The organism is Microtetraspora malaysiensis (assembly GCF_050947145.1).
In the GTDB taxonomy this organism is placed as follows: domain Bacteria; phylum Actinomycetota; class Actinomycetes; order Streptosporangiales; family Streptosporangiaceae; genus Microtetraspora_A; species Microtetraspora_A malaysiensis.
This window is the reverse complement of the sequence record NZ_CP191998.1, coordinates 3,501,571-3,516,516: the sequence shown is the minus strand read 5'-3', so window position 1 is coordinate 3,516,516 and position 14,946 is coordinate 3,501,571. Positions and strand designations below refer to the sequence as shown.

Below are 14,946 nucleotides of genomic sequence, written 5' to 3'. Positions count from 1 at the left end.
GTCGCGTCCACGGGCCCTCGGCCGTCAGGAGGGGACACGTTCGACGAGGAGCTCCCGAAGGCTCTGGATCTCCTGACGGAGGGCCGCCACCTCACTCAGCACGTCCTGCTCGTCGTGGCGTCCTTTACGGCCTTCTTCACGGCTCTCCTCCTCCATCGCGCTGACGACTACGGCGATGAAGAGGTTCAGCACCACGAACGTGCAGATGAGCACAAAAACCACGAAGTACAGCCAGGCCGACGAATGCGTATCCATGAGGGGTCGTGCGATGTCGGACCAGGCGTCACCGGTCATCACCTGGAACAGCGAGAAGAGGGACTTCGACAAGTCGCCGAAGTACTCGGGCGAGGCGGTGCCGTAGAGCTTGGTGCCCATGACGGCGGCCACGTAGAGCACGAGCCCGAGGAGGAGCACGATCGACGCCATCCCCGGTACGGCGTTGAGCAGCGCCGAGACGACCCGCCGCAGGGACGGTACGACGGAGATCAGCCGGAGCGTTCGCAACACACGCAGAGCACGGAGCACCGACAGGCCGCTCGCCGTCGGCAGGAAGGAGATGGCGATGATGAGCGTGTCGAAAACGTTCCAGGGATCGAGCAGGAAGCGCAGCCGGTACACGTACGCCTTGGCCAGCAGCTCGACCACGAAGACGTACAGCGCACAGTGATCCACGATGTGCAGCAGATCGCCGTAACGGGCGACGGCGGACGGTGAGGTCTCGATTCCCAGGGTCGCCGCGTTGATGAGGATGACCCCGATGATCGCCTGCTGGAACCGCCGTGACTCGATGACTAGGCGGACGCGCTCACGCACACATGCTCCTGGGGGATACGACACGAGATCGCCCGAGAGCATAACGGACACGGCCGGTACGAGTGATCGACATGCCCATATGTAGCCGACCGCCTTCGGCGCGCCTCCGCCGTACGGCGCGCCGGGACGGGCGGGGCGTTCTGAGGAGAAGCCGCCGCCGAGCTGGTCCGGCTCTCTCACCTCGCGCTATGGGCTTCCTCGGCACGACGCTCCGGCCGAGGAACTCCCCCAGCACGCCGACACGAGAGTAAGCCGACGCGACCCCTATGGGATGATCAGGTCAACGCGCCCCTAAGGGGCGAGCAAGCCGACGCGCCACCCTAGGCGGCGATCAGGCCGACGTGGCCCCCCAACTGGGGCGATCAAGCCGGCGCACCACCTCAAGGCGATCAGTCAACGCAGCGCCTGAAGGCGACCAGGCCGGCGCGAACCCTTCAGGTCGGCGCGAACCCTTGAGGCGATCAGCTCGGCGGCGGAAGAGCGGTCAGGTCAACGGGAGTAGTGCTCGACGACGAGCTGCTCGTCTACCGGAACCGCTATCTGCTCACGGACGGGCTGGGAGACGAGGGTGAGGCGCAGCTCCTGGTGATCGACCGACAGGTATGCGGGGATCCGGTCGTCGGCGTACACGCCCTCGGAGGCCGCCACGAAGGGCTGCATCCCGCGCGACCGGGCGCGTACGCCGATCACCTGGCCGGGTTTGACCAGGTAGCTCGGAATATCGACCTTGCGGCCGTCCACGGTGATGTGCCCGTGGCTGACGTATTGCCGAGCGGCGTAGATAGACGGGGCGAGTCCCGCCCGCAGGACGAGCGACGCCAGCCGGGTCTCGAGGATGACGACCAGTTCCTCGCCGGACCGCCCGGGGCGGCGCAGCGCGAGATCCCAGTAGCGGCGGAGCTGCTTCTCGGACACGTCGTAGTACCAGCGCAGCTTCTGCTTCTCCAGGAGCCGAATGCCGTAGTCGCCCACGTTGCGACGGCTCGTCTTACGCCCATGCTCGCCCGGCGGGTACGGCCGGGCCTCGAAGTACCGGACCGCCTTGCGGGTCAGCGGGACGCCCGCCCGGCGGGAAAGCCGCACCTTGGGACCTGTGTAGCGCACGTTCACCTTCCTGTGGTTAGGTAAGCCTAATTAAGGCAAGCCTAACCTTAGCAAGGAGGGTTATGCACCCCGTGGAAGCTCCCCCGATCGCGGAGCGGATCCGCACGCTTGCGGCCGTGGCCGTCCCCACGCATGTGTCCGTCGCCGGTGCCCCCCTGTCCGGCGCGGCGCGCGGCGGAGTGGACGCGGCGGGCCGCCCGGTGGTGCTCGTCAAGCCCGGCGAGGACCTGTACGGCATCGCCGACGAGGTCGTGGTGACCGTCGACCTGGTGGCGACCCGCGACACGGGCGGGAGGGACCGGCCACGCGGGCTGCTGAAGATCCAGGGATGGGCGCAGGCCGTGCCGGACGGGGAGGTGCGGGCCGCGGCGGTGGCGATCGCGGATCGGTGCCCCGATGACGATCTCCTCGCCGCCGTCGACGCGGCGGAGCAGCGCGTTCCTCCCACGCCCACGGGCGCTCCCGAATCGCCCGCGGCACCGCCGGCTCCCGGGCCGCCGATCGCCGGACCGGCCCCGCGCCTGCTCCGCGTGGATGTGGCCCAGGTCGTCTACCTGACCGGCCAGGAGTCGGGGGTGCTCGACGCGGACAACTACCTCGACGCGTCCCCGGACCCGTTCCTCGACCCGGCCGAGCGGATCCTCCGCCATGTCAACGAGTGGCACCGTGAGCAGCTCGCCCTCGCGATCGCGCACCTGCTCGGGGAGCCGGTGAGCGCCGACGTGTGGCTGTGGGAGCTGGACCGCTACGGCGCGACGGTGTGGTCGGCCCCCGACCGGCTGATCCGGCTGCCCTGGCCCTCCCCGGCGGCGAACGCCGCCGAGATGGAGCACGCGCTGAGCTGCGTCATGTGCCCTCGCCAGGGGTGAGCCGGGGGGTGAGCCACGGGTGAGCCAGGGGTGAACATCCCGGGTGGCGAGCGGCATGCCCCCGCCGAGATGCCGCACCGTCAGTACGCCCCCGTCGGGAAGCGCTCCCGGGGTCAGGACGCGCGGGTGTCGTCGATCGCCGCGGGTGACAGGATGTGGTCGATGACCATGAGGGCGCAGCCGGTGATGCCGGCGCCGGGGCCGAGGCGGCTGCGCTCGATGCGCAGGCTGCGGGTGGCGAGCTGGGTGGACCTCTGGTAGACGATCTCGCGAACGCCCGACACCAGCGGCTGGAACATCTCGGCGACGTCGCCGCCCAGCACGACCACGGCGGGGTTGAGCAGGTTCACCGCCGTGGCGATCACCTCACCGAGCCTGCGGCCCGCCTGCCGTACGACGGCCATGGTCTCGGCGTCGCCCGCGCGGACCAGCGCGGTCACGTCGGCGAGCGAGGACACGTCGCGGCCCTTCTCGCTCAAGTCGCGCAGGATCGCGGTGCCGCTGGCCACCGAGTCGACGCAGTCGACGTTGCCGCAGCGGCAGAGCACTCCCCCGCCGTCCCTGACCGGGATGTGGCCGATCTCGCCCGCCGCACCGAGCGCGCCGCGGAGGATGCCACCGCCGGAGATCACCCCGGCGCCGATGCGCGTGGAGACCTTGACGAAGAGCAGGTCGTCGATCTCTGATGCGTACGCCATGCGGTGCTCGCCCATGGCGATGACGTTCACGTCGTTGTCGACCAGGACCGGTACGGGGAACCTGCTCTCGATGATGGGCGGGATCATCACCCCGGTCCAGCTCGCCATGACGCGGGCGCTCTCCGTGCGCCCGGCGGCGAACTCGACGGTGGCGGGGACACCCAGGCCGATGCCGACGATGTCGGTCCTGCCGTCGAGCAGCTTCTCCCAGGTGTCCATGACGAGAGGGAGGACCACGTCGGGCCCCTCCTCGACGTCGATCTCGACGTCCGTGCGCGCCAGCGCCTCGCCCGCCAGGTCGCATACGGCGATCTGGGTGCGCTGGGCGCCGAGCGACGCGACCGGGACCACGCCTCCGGCGGCGTTGAAGCGCAGCCGGACGGGCGGTCTGCCGCCCGTGGAGGGCCCTTCGGCGTCCTCGACGATCAGGCCGCGTTGCAACAGCTCGGCGACCCGGTGCGCCACCGCGGGACGGGACAGCCCGGTTACGCGGCCGATCTCGGCACGGGTCACCGCCTCCCCGCTCCGGACGAGCTGGAGGACTTCACCGGTAGTAGCAAGTCGTGACATCGTGCAAAAGTGAAGCACATATAGGCACCCAAGCACAACGACTTATTCATCTGGAGTTACAAAACTCGGTTGATATAGTGCCTAACTTCCGGCTACTGTCCCACTTGTCCCCTTTAGCCCCCGCAGGAGCAGCAGCCGCAAGATGTCTGTGTCCCCCCGCAATTCCCTGTCGGCACCGGAGATCGTCGCGCCCGACGGCGGTCTCGCCCCATCGACCCCATCCGGCCCGCTCGGCGGCGCCACGACGACCGCTTCCGAGGCCGCCTCCGAGACCGCCTCCGAGACCGCCCGTACGGCCTCCGGGACGTTCTCGGCCGTCGACGAGATCGGCACCGGCGCGACGCCCCGGCACGCGGCCGACCTGATCGTGTTCGGCGGCACCGGCGACCTGTCCATGCGGAAGCTCATCCCCGCCCTCTACCACTGCGACCGCGACGGCCGGCTGGCCGACGAGACGCGGATCATCGCCATGTCGCGCGGCGGCCTCACCGACGCCGACTTCCGGGGCAAGGTCGACGCCGAGGCGCGCCCGGTCCCGGAGGGGGAGGACGACGAGGGCTGGCAGCGGTTCCTCCGCAGGCTGCACCACGTGTCCGTCGACGTTGGCGGCTCCGACCGCAGCGGGTGGGGCGCGCTGTCCCGGCTGCTGGCCGGCTACGAGGACCGCGACCGCGTCTTCTACCTGGCCAGCCCGCCCATGACCTTCGGGCCGTTCTGCCGGGAGGCGCACGAGGCCGGGCTGGTCACGCCACACTCCCGGGTCGTACTGGAGAAGCCGCTCGGCCGTGACCTGGCCAGCGCCCAGGCGATCAACGACGAGGTCGGCGCCATCTTCGACGAGCGGCAGATCTTCCGGATCGACCACTACCTCGGCAAGGAGACGGTGCAGAACCTGCTCGTGCTCCGGTTCGCCAACGCCTTCCTGGAGCCGGTCTGGAACTCGCTCTGGATCGACCACGTCCAGATCACCGTCGCCGAGACCGTGGGAACGCCCGGCCGTCGCGGCTACTACGACCACGCGGGCGCGCTGCGCGACATGGTGCAGAACCACCTGCTCCAGCTCCTCTGCCTGGTCGCCATGGAGCCCCCGTCGCGCAACGACCGCGAGTCGATACGGGACGAGAAGGTGAAGGTGCTGCAGTCGCTGCGCCCGATCGTCGGCTCCGAGGTGGACCGCTTCACCGTGCGCGGGCAGTACGCGGCGGGCGACGACGTCCCCAGTTACCTGGACGAGCCCGCGAGCACCCCGCCGACCGAGATCTCGCGCCGGGTCGAGACGTACGCGGCGATCCGGGCCGAGGTGAAGAACTGGCGCTGGGCCGGCGTGCCGTTCTACCTGCGCACGGGCAAGCGGATGCCGAGCCGGCGGTCGGAGATCGTGGTCCAGTTCAAGGACGTCCCGCACGCGATCTTCCCGGGGGCGACGCCGAACCGGCTGGTCCTGCGGCTCCAGCCGAGCGAGGGGATCCACCTCCTGCTCATGGCCAAGGAGCCGGGCGCGGGTGAGGTCGCGCTACGGCCGGTGCCGCTCAGCCTGAGCTTCGCCGAGACGTTCCAGAGCCGGGTGCCCGACGCGTACGAGCGGCTGCTCATGGACGTGCTGGCGGGCAACCCGACCCTGTTCATGCGGCGCGACGAGGTCGAGGCCGCCTGGCGCTGGATCGACCCGATCATCGAGACCTGGGAGGGCTCCGCGGCCCTGCCCGAGCCCTACCCCGCCGGGACGGCCGGCCCGGCGGGCGCCCGTGAACTGCTGGCCCGCAGCGGCCGGACCTGGCACGAGGAGGACTTGTGAACGCGCACGCGATCGACCCCGTCGTCTCGGCGGTCACCGACAGGATCCGGGAACGCAGCCGTGAGGGGCGCACGGCCTATCTGGAGCGGGTCGCGGCCGCGGGGCGGGAGCTGCGCGACCGCGGCCCGGCGCGCGGCCGGCTCGCCTGCGCCAACCTCGCGCACGGCTTCGCCGCCTCCGCGCCGGACGACAAGGCGGACCTGCGCGGTACGGCGAAGCCGGGCGTGGCCATCGTCACGTCGTACAACGACATGCTGTCGGCGCACCAGCCGTACGAGACGTACCCGCCGGAGCTGAAGCGGGCGGTCCGGGCGGCGGGTGGCGTGGCCCAGGTGGCGGGCGGCGTGCCCGCCATGTGCGACGGCATCACGCAGGGCCGGGCCGGCATGGAGCTGTCGCTCTACAGCCGGGACGTGATCGCCATGGCGACCGCGATCGCGCTGTCGCACGACATGTTCGACGCGTCACTGCTGCTCGGCGTCTGCGACAAGATCGTGCCGGGGCTGCTCATCGGGGCGCTGCACTTCGGGCATCTGCCCGCGATCTTCGTGCCGGCCGGGCCGATGAGCTCGGGCCTGCCCAACAAGATCAAGGCGCGCAGCCGGCAGGAGTTCGCCGAGGGCAAGATCACCCGGCTGGAGATGCTCGACGCCGAGGCGAAGTCGTACCACTCGCCGGGCACCTGCACCTTCTACGGCACGGCGAACTCCAACCAGCTCCTCATCGAGGTGATGGGCCTCCACCTGCCCGGCGCGACGTTCGTCAACCCGCACACCGAGCTGCGGCACGCGCTGACCGAGGCGGCGGCGCGGCGCGCGGTGGAGATCAGCGCGCACGGCGACGAGTACACCCCGCTGGGCGAGGTGGTCGACGAGAAGGCGATCGTCAACGCGTGCGTCGCGCTGCTGGCGTCCGGCGGCTCGACCAACCACACGCTGCACCTGGTCGCCATGGCGGCCGCCGCCGGGATTACCCTCACCTGGGACGATCTGGCTGACCTGTCCAAGGTCGTGCCGCTACTGACCCGGATGTACCCCAACGGCCAGGCGGACGTGAACCACTTCCAGGCCGCGGGCGGCATGGCCGTGTTCATCGGCGAGCTGCTCGACGCCGGCCTGCTCCACGGCGACGTGCTCACGGTCGCGGGGCGGGGCCTCGACCTGTACCGCTCGGCGCCCTCGCTCAAGGACGGGTCGCCGGTCTGGGAGGAGCGTACGGCCGGCAGCGGCGACCTGGAGGTGCTGCGCCCGGTCGCCGAGCCGTTCTCGCCCGACGGCGGCATCCACATCCTGGACGGCGACCTCGGCCGCGCGGTGTCCAAGGTGTCGGCGGTCAAGCCGGAGCACCTGGTCATCGAGGCGCCGGCCCGGGTGTTCGACGACCAACTCGACCTGCTGCGCGCGTTCGAGGCGGGCGAGCTCGACGGCCAGGACTTCGTGGCGGTCGTCCGCTACCAGGGGCCGAGCGCCAACGGGATGCCGGAGCTGCACAAGCTCACGCCTCCGCTCGCGGTCCTGCTGGATCGGGGGCAGAAGGTGGCAATCGTGACCGACGGCCGCATGTCGGGCGCCTCCGGGAAGGTGCCGGCGGCGATCCACCTGTCCCCCGAGGCGGCCCACGGCGGGCCGATCGCCCTGGTCCGGGACGGCGACGTGATCCGGCTGGACTCCGCGGCGGGGACGCTGACCGTCCTGGCCGACCTGTCCGGCCGCACCCCCGAGGGCGCGCCGCTCTCCGACGCCCGGTGGGCCGGGACCGGCCGGGAGCTGTTCCAGGCGTTCCGCCGTACGGTCGGACCGGCGGAGCGGGGCGCGAGCGTGTTCGGCGCGGCCCGCGGCGTCATGGGAGTCGGGTCCGGACGTGCCGTCGACGCGGGGAGCCGCTGATGACGGCCCCGGCGACGCCGTGGCTGGTCGCCGACGTCGGCGGCACGAACGCGCGCTTCGGCCTGGTGACCCGGCCGGGGGGCGAGCTTGAGAGCGTCGCCGTCCTGCGCGTCGCGGAGCACCCGAGCCTGCCGGATGCCGTAGCCGCCTATCTCGATCGGCATGGGGGCGGAGTGCGGCCGGAGGCGGCGTGCCTGGCGATCGCCGGGCCGGTGCAGGACGACCGGTACGCGCTGACCAACGCGGACTGGGCGGGGTCGGTGTCCGCGCTGGGCATCCCGTACGTGGAGCTGCTCAACGACTTCGAGGCCCTGGCGATCTCGCTGCCGCACCTGGGCGCGGACGACCTGACGTCCCTCGGCGGGCCCGAGCCGACGGACGGGACGGTGCGCAAGGTGCGCGCGGTGCTGGGGCCGGGGACCGGGCTCGGGGTGGCCGGGCTGGTCCCCGCCGAGTCCGGATGGATCGCCGTGCCCGGGGAGGGCGGCCACACCGCCGTCCCGGCCATCACCGACCTGGAGATCGACATCGTGCGGGCGCTGCGAGCGGACGGCGTGCCGTACGTGGACGCCGAGCACCTGCTGTCCGGCACCGGGCTGCCCCGGCTCCATCGCGGGCTGTCGATGGTGCGCGGCGTCGCGCCGGAGGCGGTGACCGCGTCCGAGATCGTCGCGTCGGACGATCCGCTCGCGGTGGAGACCGTGGAGGTCTTCCTCGCGCTGCTCGGCGGCTTCGCCGGGAACGTGGCCCTGACCCTGGGCGCGCGCGGCGGCGTCTACCTGGGTGGCGGGGTGCTGCCGCGCATCGTCGAACGGGCCAGGGCGAGCACGTTCCGGGCGCGGTTCGAGATGACCGTGCCCGCGCTGTCCGGCTACATCTCCGGGATCGCCACGTCGCTGATCGTGGCGGAGCAGCCCGCTCTGGTCGGTGCCGCCGCCTGGCTCGCCCAGCGGGCAAGTAATGTTGAGCTGGTATGACCGAGTATCGGCGCGAATGTTACCTTCGCGCTTGGAGGAATCTATGAGTCTGCTCGATCTTGCGCCCGTCGTGCCGGTCGTCGTCGTGGACGACGCCGCGGCCGCGGTACCGCTGGCCCGCGCGCTCGTCGCGGGCGGGCTTCCGGTCATCGAGGTCACCCTGCGCACGGACGCCGCGCTCGACGCGATCCGGCGGATCGCGGACGAGGTGCCGGACGCGGTGGTCGGCGCGGGCACGGTGCGCTCGGCGGGCGACATCGCGGCGGCGGTCGCGGCCGGCTCGCGCTTCCTCGTCTCTCCCGGCACCACCCCGTCGCTCCTGGACGCCCTGGTCGACGGCGGCGTGCCGTTCCTGCCCGGCGTGGCCACCGCGTCGGAGGCCATGGCGGTCCGCGAGCGCGGCATCACGGAGATGAAGTTCTTCCCGGCCGAGGTCGCGGGCGGCGTCCCCTACCTCAAGGCGCTGTCCGGCCCGCTCGCCGACGTGCGGTTCTGCCCTACCGGCGGGATCAAGCCGGCGACCGCGCCCGCCTACCTCGCACTGCCGAACGTCGGGTGCGTCGGCGGCACCTGGCTCACCCCGGCCGACGCGCTGGCCGCCGGGGACTACGGCCACATTGAGAAGCTCGCCCTCGAGGCGTCCGCGCTGCGCTGACCGAGCGGCCCCAGAACCTCGTCAGCCGAGCCATCCTCCCTCGGCGAAGCTGACGGCCATGTTCGTGACCGAAACCCGGTGAACACGTTCATGGAACCCGGGCTCGTGACCTCCTCACCCGTTGGTCACGAGCCCACTCTTCTGCCCGCCCTCCCCTGCCCGCTCCAGGAGCGCGGCGAGGGTGATCGGGTCCTCGTGGGTGCCGGCGGCGGTGCAGGCGTGCGCCCCGGCGAGGGCGCCGAGCCGTACGCACTCCTCCAGGGGGAGACCGCGCAGGCGGCCGTAGAGCACGCCGGAGACGAACGCGTCGCCCGCGCCGTTGCTGTCGGCCGCGGGCCCGGGCAGCGGCTGCGCCGGGAAATGCCGGACGCCGTCCCACTCCGCCGCGAGGACGTGGCAGCCGTCGGCGCCGTCCGTGCAGACGACGAGCGAGGCCCGCCCCCGGCTCATGATGGCCCGCATGACCGCGTCCCTGCGGTCGCCGAGCGCCGCCGCCGACATGAAGACCACGTCCGAGGCGTACGCGAAGTCCTCGTGGTGGGGGTTCGTCCCGTCCCAGTCGTGCAGGTCGGTGGAGGTGGTCACGCCGTCCGGGATGTCGGGGAAGACGTGCCGGCAGGAGCCGACGATGGAGACGTGGACGTGCCGGGCCGCGCGTACGGCGGGCAGGTAGAGGTCGCGGGGCAGCCGCTCCCCCGGCGTCGCGCGCGGGTCGTGCAGCGAGAGGCGGCGGCCGTCCGGCGTGACCAGCAGGACGCTGCGGATCGTGCCCGCGCGGGACGGCGCCCAGGCGAGGTCGACGCCGCGGGCGGTGAGGTGGTCGCGGACCAGCCGGCCCTGCGGGTCCGCGCCGATCAGGTCCACCAGCGTCACCCGCAGTCCGAGCGCCCGGCATCCGAGGGCGACGCCGGAGCCCGTGTTGCCGATCCGGTCGAGCACCGGCGGCACGTGGTAGGTGTCCCGGTACGGCAGGGGCAGCTCGGGCACGTAGACGGTGGTGTCCACGCCGGTGCCGCCGAGCACGACCACGTCGTGCCGGATCGTTGTCACGTGACCTCCGGGGTACGCCGCGCCGTGGCGCGGGGTCAGCGGTTGACCAGGGGGCCCGAGCTGGTGGAGCCGCGCACGACGAGCTCGGGCCGGAAGACGAGCTCCAGGTGCTTGGCGGGCGTGCCGCCGATCTCCTCGAGCAGGGTCTCGACGGCGGCGGAGGCCATCGCGCCGATCGGCTTGCGCACCGTGGTGAGGGGCGGGTCGGTGAACGCCATCAGCGGCGAGTCGTCGAACCCGACCACCGAGACGTCCGCCGGTACGGCCAGGCCGCGCTCGCGCGCGGCGCGGATCGCGCCGAGGGCCATCAGGTCGCTCGCGCAGACGATACCGGTGCAGCCGCGCTCGATCAGCGCGGACGCGGCGGCCTGCCCGCCCTCGACGGAGAACAGCGAGTGCTGGATCAGGTCGTCCACGTCGCCGAGCCCGAGAAGCTGCGCCATCGCCTGGCGGAACCCCTCGATCTTGCGGATCACCGGGACGAAGCGCCGCTGGCCGAGCGCGAGCCCGATGCGCTCGTGCCCGAGATCGACCAGGTGCTGGACGGCCAGGCGGGCGGCGAGCCGGTCGTCCGGCGAGATGAACGGGGCGTCGATGCCCTCGTTGTAGCCGTCCACGAGCACGATCGGCAGGCCGCGGTCGGTGAGCCGGCTGTACCGGTCCATCCGGGCGGTGGTGTCGGCGTGCAGCCCGGAGACGAACACGATGCCCGAGACGCCCCGGTCGAGCAGCATCTCGGTGAACTCGTCCTCGGGGGCGCCGCCGGGCTCCTGCGTGCACAGGATCGGGGTGTACCCGTGCTGGGTCAGGGCCTTCTCCACCGCCTGCGCGAACGCGGGGAAGATCGGGTTGCCCAGCTCGGGGATCACCAGGCCGATCAGACCGTTGCTGCGCTGGCGCAGCCGCTGCGGACGCTCGTACCCCACCAGGTCGAGCGCGGTGAGCACGGCCTGCCGGGTCGCCGAGGCGACCCCCGCCTTGCCGTTGAGCACCCGGCTCACCGTCGCTTCGCTGACACCTGCCTGAGCCGCGATGTCGGCGAGCCGCGCGTTGGTCATGGGCACAACTTTAGACATTTTCGAGAGTCCACCACGTGGTGGAGTCGGGGGCCAGCAGGACGCGTTCGCCGGAGGTCACGGGGTCGGCGCTCGCGAGGAGCGGCCCGGCCGCGCCGAGGGGACGCTCTACCTCGACCCACTCCGCGGTCATGTTGATCAGACAGGCGAAGCCGCCGCCGCGGGTGAAGGCGAGGGTGCCGGCCGGGGAGTCCAGCCAGGAGATCGCGCCGTCGCCGAGCGCCGGGTGCTCCCGCCGGATCCGCAGCGCGGACCGGTACAGGCTGAGCGTGGACGCCGCGTCCCGGAGCTGGGCCTCGACGCTCAGGCCGCGCCAGGCCGGGGGCACCGGCAGCCAGCTCTCGTAGATGCCGGGAGGGGCGAAGCCGAAGGGCGGCTCGTCGGTGGCCGTCCACGGCATGGGCACGCGGCAGCCGTCCCGGCCGCTGTCGGGGTCGCGCAGCCGCTGCGGATCCTGGAGGTACTCCTCGGGCAGGTCGAGCACCTCGGGCAGGCCGAGCTCCTCGCCCTGGTAGAGGTAGGCCGAGCCGGGCAGCGCGAGCATGAGCAGGGTGGCCGCCCGCGCCCGGCGCAGCCCGATCTCGCCCCCGCCGTACCGGGTGACGTGCCGCTTCACGTCGTGGTTGGACAGCACCCAGGTGGAGGGCGCGCCGACGAGCGTCACGGTCTCCAGCGAGACCGCGATCACCTCACGGAACGCGGCCGCGTCCCACGGCGTGGTCAGGAAGTGGAAGTTGAACGCCTGGTGCAGCTCGTCCGGCCGGACGTAGTTGGCCAGCCGCTCCGGCGAGGGCGCCCACGCCTCGGCGACGCCGATCCGCTCCCCTTCGTAGGAGTCAAGGATCCGGCGCCAGGCGCGGTGGATCTCGTGGACGCCGTCCTGGTCGAAGAACGGGACGATGTCCGTGCCGATCAGCCGCACCTGGTCGCTGTGGCCGACGTCGGGCAGGCCGTCGGCCTTGACCATGCCGTGGGCGACGTCGACGCGGAAGCCGTCCACGCCGAGGTCGAGCCAGAAGCGGAGGATGTCGGCGAACTCGGCGTGGACCTCGGGGTGCTCCCAGTTCAGGTCGGGCTGCTCGGGGGCGAACAGGTGGAGGTACCACTGCCCGTCGGGCAGCCGGGTCCAGGCCGGGCCGCCGAAGATGGACTCCCAGTCGTTGGGCGGCAACTCGCCGCGCGGGCCGCGTCCCTCGCGGAAGATGTAGCGCGCACGCTCGGGACTGCCCGGTCCCGCGGCCAGCGCCTCCTGGAACCAGGCGTGCCGGTCGGAGGTGTGGTTCGGCACCACGTCCACGATCACCTTCAGACCGTGGCGGTGCGCGTCGTCGAGCAGGGCCTTGGCGTCCGCGAGGGAGCCGAAGATCGGGTCCACGTCGCGGTAGTCGGCCACGTCGTACCCGAAGTCGGCCATCGGCGAGGTGAAGAACGGCGTGAGCCAGATGGCGTCCACGCCCAGCTCCGCCAGGTAGCGCAGCCGGCTGCGCACGCCGAGCAGGTCGCCGACGCCGTCGCCGTTGCCGTCCGCGAAGCTGCGGACATACACCTGGTAGATCACGGCGTCGCGCCACCAGCGGGTGGCGGTGTCCGCCACGGCGGCGTCCTCGACGAGCTCGGTCATTGGGTTCCCCCGATCTTGCGAATCATGCGATCACGACTTGGTGGCACCCGCGGTGAGGCCGGTCACGAGATGCCGTTGGACGAGTAGGAAGACGGCCGCCGCGGGGATCGCGATCAGCACGGCCGAGGCGGTGAGCAGACCCCAGTCGGACCAGTGCTGCCCGACGAACTGCTGGAGGCCCACGCCGAGGGTGCGCTTCTCCTCCTGGGACATGAACACCGTGGCGTAGGCGACCTCGCCCCAGGCGGTCATGAAGGAGTAGAACGCGGTCACCGCCAGGCTCGGGCGGGCCAGCGGGAGCACGACCCGCCAAAACGTGCCAAACGGCGTCAAACCGTCCACCATTCCCGCCTGGTCGATTTCCCGCGGGATGGTGTCGAAGTAGCTCTTCATCATCCACGCGCAGAACGGCACGGCCACGGTGAGGTAGGCGATGACCAGGCCGGGGATCTGGTTGAGCAGCCCGAGCCCGGCCATGAGGTTGTACAGCGGCACGATCAGGATGGCCACGGGGAACATCTGGGTGACCAGAAGCAGCCACATAACGCCGCGGTGGCCGGGGAAGCGGAACCGGCTGATCGCGTATCCGGTGGTGGAGGCGACGAACACGCCGAGCACGGTGGTCAGCGCGGCGGCCAGCACCGAGTTGAGCAGCCAGGTCGGGAACTCGGTCTCGCCCAGCACCCGGGCGTAGTTGTCCAGGGACGGCTGGTTGAAGATCTCCAGCTCGGACGACAGCCAGCCGTCGCGGGGCTTGAGCGAGGTCAGCACCAGCCAGACCACGGGGAAGAGCGAGATCAGCGACGCCGTGATCAGCGCGCCGTGCAACAGGATCGACGCCAGCGGTCCGCGTCCGCCGCGGGAGCGTGCCTTCGGGGTCGCCGTGACGGTGCTCACCAGACCTCCCCCTGCCGGCGCAGCGCGCGGCGGTAGACCGTGGCCAGGACGACGAGCAGGGCGAGGATGAGCACGCCCCAGGTGGCCGAGCCGGAGTAGTCGCGCACCCCGGTGAAGGCCTCACGGAAGGCGTAGGTCACCAGGATCTCGCTGGAGTGGCCCGGCCCGCCCTTGGTGATGAGGTAGATGATCGGGAACATGTTGAACGTCCAGATCGTGCCGAGCAGCACGACGGTGCTGGACACCGAGCGCAGCCCGGGGACGGTGATGTGGCGGAAGCGCTGCCAGGGGGTGGCGCCGTCCACCTCGGCCGCCTCGTACAGCTCGGCCGGGATGGACTGCAGGCCGCCCAGCAGGGCGACCATCATGAACGGCACGCCGAGCCAGACGTTGACCGCGATGACCGCGATCTTGGCGGTGAAGGGGTCGTCGAGCCAGCCGACGGCGCCGAAGCCGGACGCCTTGAGCATCGCGTTGATGACGCCGAAGTCGCTGTTGAACAGGTAGCGCCAGATGAAGGCGGAGACGAAGCCGGGGATGGCCCAGGGCAGGATCAGCAGCACGCGGTAGACGGAGCGGCCGCGGACCTTGCGGTGCAGCATCATCGCCAGGGCGAGGCCGATGCCGTAGTGGAGGCCGACGCAGACGGCGGTCCACACCACGGTCCAGCCGAGCCGCTCCCAGAACAGCCCGCTGGACAGGATGGACAGGGTAGTTGTCCAGGCCGACGAACTTGTAGGTGGCCGGGATGACGTTGACGCCGATGGTGCGGCCGACGTTGGCCTCGGTGGCGTCGGTCAGGGACAGGTACACCCCGCGGGCCAGCGGCCAGCCGACCAGCACGCCGACGACGACGATCACCGGGGTGGTCATCGCCCAGGCGTACCAGTGCCGGGTCAGGGCCAGGCGGATCCGGCCCGGCTCGGCCCCGCGCC

13 protein-coding genes are annotated in these 14,946 nt (G+C 71.6%); 5 read left to right on the top strand and 8 right to left on the bottom strand.

Annotation, left to right across the window (positions count from 1 at the left end):
* Positions 1 to 24 precede the first annotated feature (24 nt).
* Together ACQP1V_RS16580 and rpsD are read right to left on the bottom strand one after the other, a co-directional pair.
* Complete coding sequence (locus ACQP1V_RS16580; protein WP_433423780.1) at positions 25 to 813, bottom strand: ion transporter; 789 nt, start codon at positions 811 to 813, stop codon at positions 25 to 27.
* Between the two features lie 489 nt (positions 814 to 1,302).
* Positions 1,303 to 1,917, bottom strand: coding sequence for a 30S ribosomal protein S4 (rpsD, locus tag ACQP1V_RS16575; RefSeq protein WP_433425857.1), 615 nt, complete (start codon positions 1,915 to 1,917; stop codon positions 1,303 to 1,305).
* A gap of 62 nt (positions 1,918 to 1,979) precedes the next feature.
* Here rpsD and ACQP1V_RS16570 point away from each other — a divergent pair, with 62 nt between their 5' ends.
* Positions 1,980 to 2,786: a DUF2470 domain-containing protein gene (locus tag ACQP1V_RS16570; RefSeq protein ID WP_433423777.1), complete on the top strand. Its 807-nt coding sequence runs from the start codon at positions 1,980 to 1,982 to the stop codon at positions 2,784 to 2,786.
* 113 nt (positions 2,787 to 2,899) lie between these two features.
* Here ACQP1V_RS16570 and ACQP1V_RS16565 read toward each other — a convergent pair whose 3' ends face one another.
* Positions 2,900 to 4,054, bottom strand: coding sequence for an ROK family protein (locus ACQP1V_RS16565; RefSeq protein ID WP_433423774.1), 1,155 nt, complete (start codon positions 4,052 to 4,054; stop codon positions 2,900 to 2,902).
* 142 nt (positions 4,055 to 4,196) lie between these two features.
* Here ACQP1V_RS16565 and zwf point away from each other — a divergent pair, with 142 nt between their 5' ends.
* The 4 genes from zwf to eda are packed head-to-tail and all read left to right on the top strand — an operon-like array spanning position 4,197 to position 9,367.
* Positions 4,197 to 5,849, top strand: coding sequence for a glucose-6-phosphate dehydrogenase (gene zwf, locus ACQP1V_RS16560; protein ID WP_433423770.1), 1,653 nt, complete (start codon positions 4,197 to 4,199; stop codon positions 5,847 to 5,849).
* Complete coding sequence (gene edd / locus ACQP1V_RS16555; protein ID WP_433423767.1) at positions 5,846 to 7,735, top strand: phosphogluconate dehydratase; 1,890 nt, start codon at positions 5,846 to 5,848, stop codon at positions 7,733 to 7,735. The genes zwf and edd overlap by 4 nt, the downstream gene beginning before the upstream one ends.
* Positions 7,735 to 8,712, top strand: coding sequence for a glucokinase (locus ACQP1V_RS16550; RefSeq protein ID WP_433423764.1), 978 nt, complete (start codon positions 7,735 to 7,737; stop codon positions 8,710 to 8,712). The genes edd and ACQP1V_RS16550 overlap by 1 nt, the downstream gene beginning before the upstream one ends.
* Positions 8,713 to 8,755: 43 nt before the next feature.
* Positions 8,756 to 9,367 (top strand): bifunctional 4-hydroxy-2-oxoglutarate aldolase/2-dehydro-3-deoxy-phosphogluconate aldolase, encoded by a 612-nt coding sequence (gene eda / locus ACQP1V_RS16545; protein ID WP_084258845.1) that lies wholly within the window; start codon positions 8,756 to 8,758, stop codon positions 9,365 to 9,367.
* Between the two features lie 114 nt (positions 9,368 to 9,481).
* Here the strand turns inward: eda and ACQP1V_RS16540 are convergent, their stop codons facing one another.
* The 5 genes from ACQP1V_RS16540 to ACQP1V_RS16520 are packed head-to-tail and all read right to left on the bottom strand — an operon-like array spanning position 9,482 to position 14,673.
* Positions 9,482 to 10,417 (bottom strand): carbohydrate kinase family protein, encoded by a 936-nt coding sequence (locus tag ACQP1V_RS16540; RefSeq protein ID WP_084258844.1) that lies wholly within the window; start codon positions 10,415 to 10,417, stop codon positions 9,482 to 9,484.
* 35 nt (positions 10,418 to 10,452) lie between these two features.
* The gene (locus ACQP1V_RS16535) at positions 10,453 to 11,475 is read right to left on the bottom strand and encodes a LacI family DNA-binding transcriptional regulator (RefSeq protein ID WP_387411353.1); all 1,023 of its coding nucleotides are present in this window, start codon (positions 11,473 to 11,475) and stop codon (positions 10,453 to 10,455) included.
* A gap of 10 nt (positions 11,476 to 11,485) precedes the next feature.
* Complete coding sequence (locus ACQP1V_RS16530) at positions 11,486 to 13,114, bottom strand: glycoside hydrolase family 13 protein (RefSeq protein WP_433423760.1); 1,629 nt, start codon at positions 13,112 to 13,114, stop codon at positions 11,486 to 11,488.
* Between the two features lie 30 nt (positions 13,115 to 13,144).
* Positions 13,145 to 14,011 (bottom strand): sugar ABC transporter permease, encoded by an 867-nt coding sequence (locus tag ACQP1V_RS16525; RefSeq protein ID WP_387411350.1) that lies wholly within the window; start codon positions 14,009 to 14,011, stop codon positions 13,145 to 13,147.
* Complete coding sequence (locus ACQP1V_RS16520; RefSeq protein ID WP_433423756.1) at positions 14,008 to 14,673, bottom strand: carbohydrate ABC transporter permease; 666 nt, start codon at positions 14,671 to 14,673, stop codon at positions 14,008 to 14,010. Before ACQP1V_RS16520 ends, ACQP1V_RS16525 begins: the two co-directional genes overlap by 4 nt.
* Positions 14,674 to 14,946: the final 273 nt, after the last annotated feature.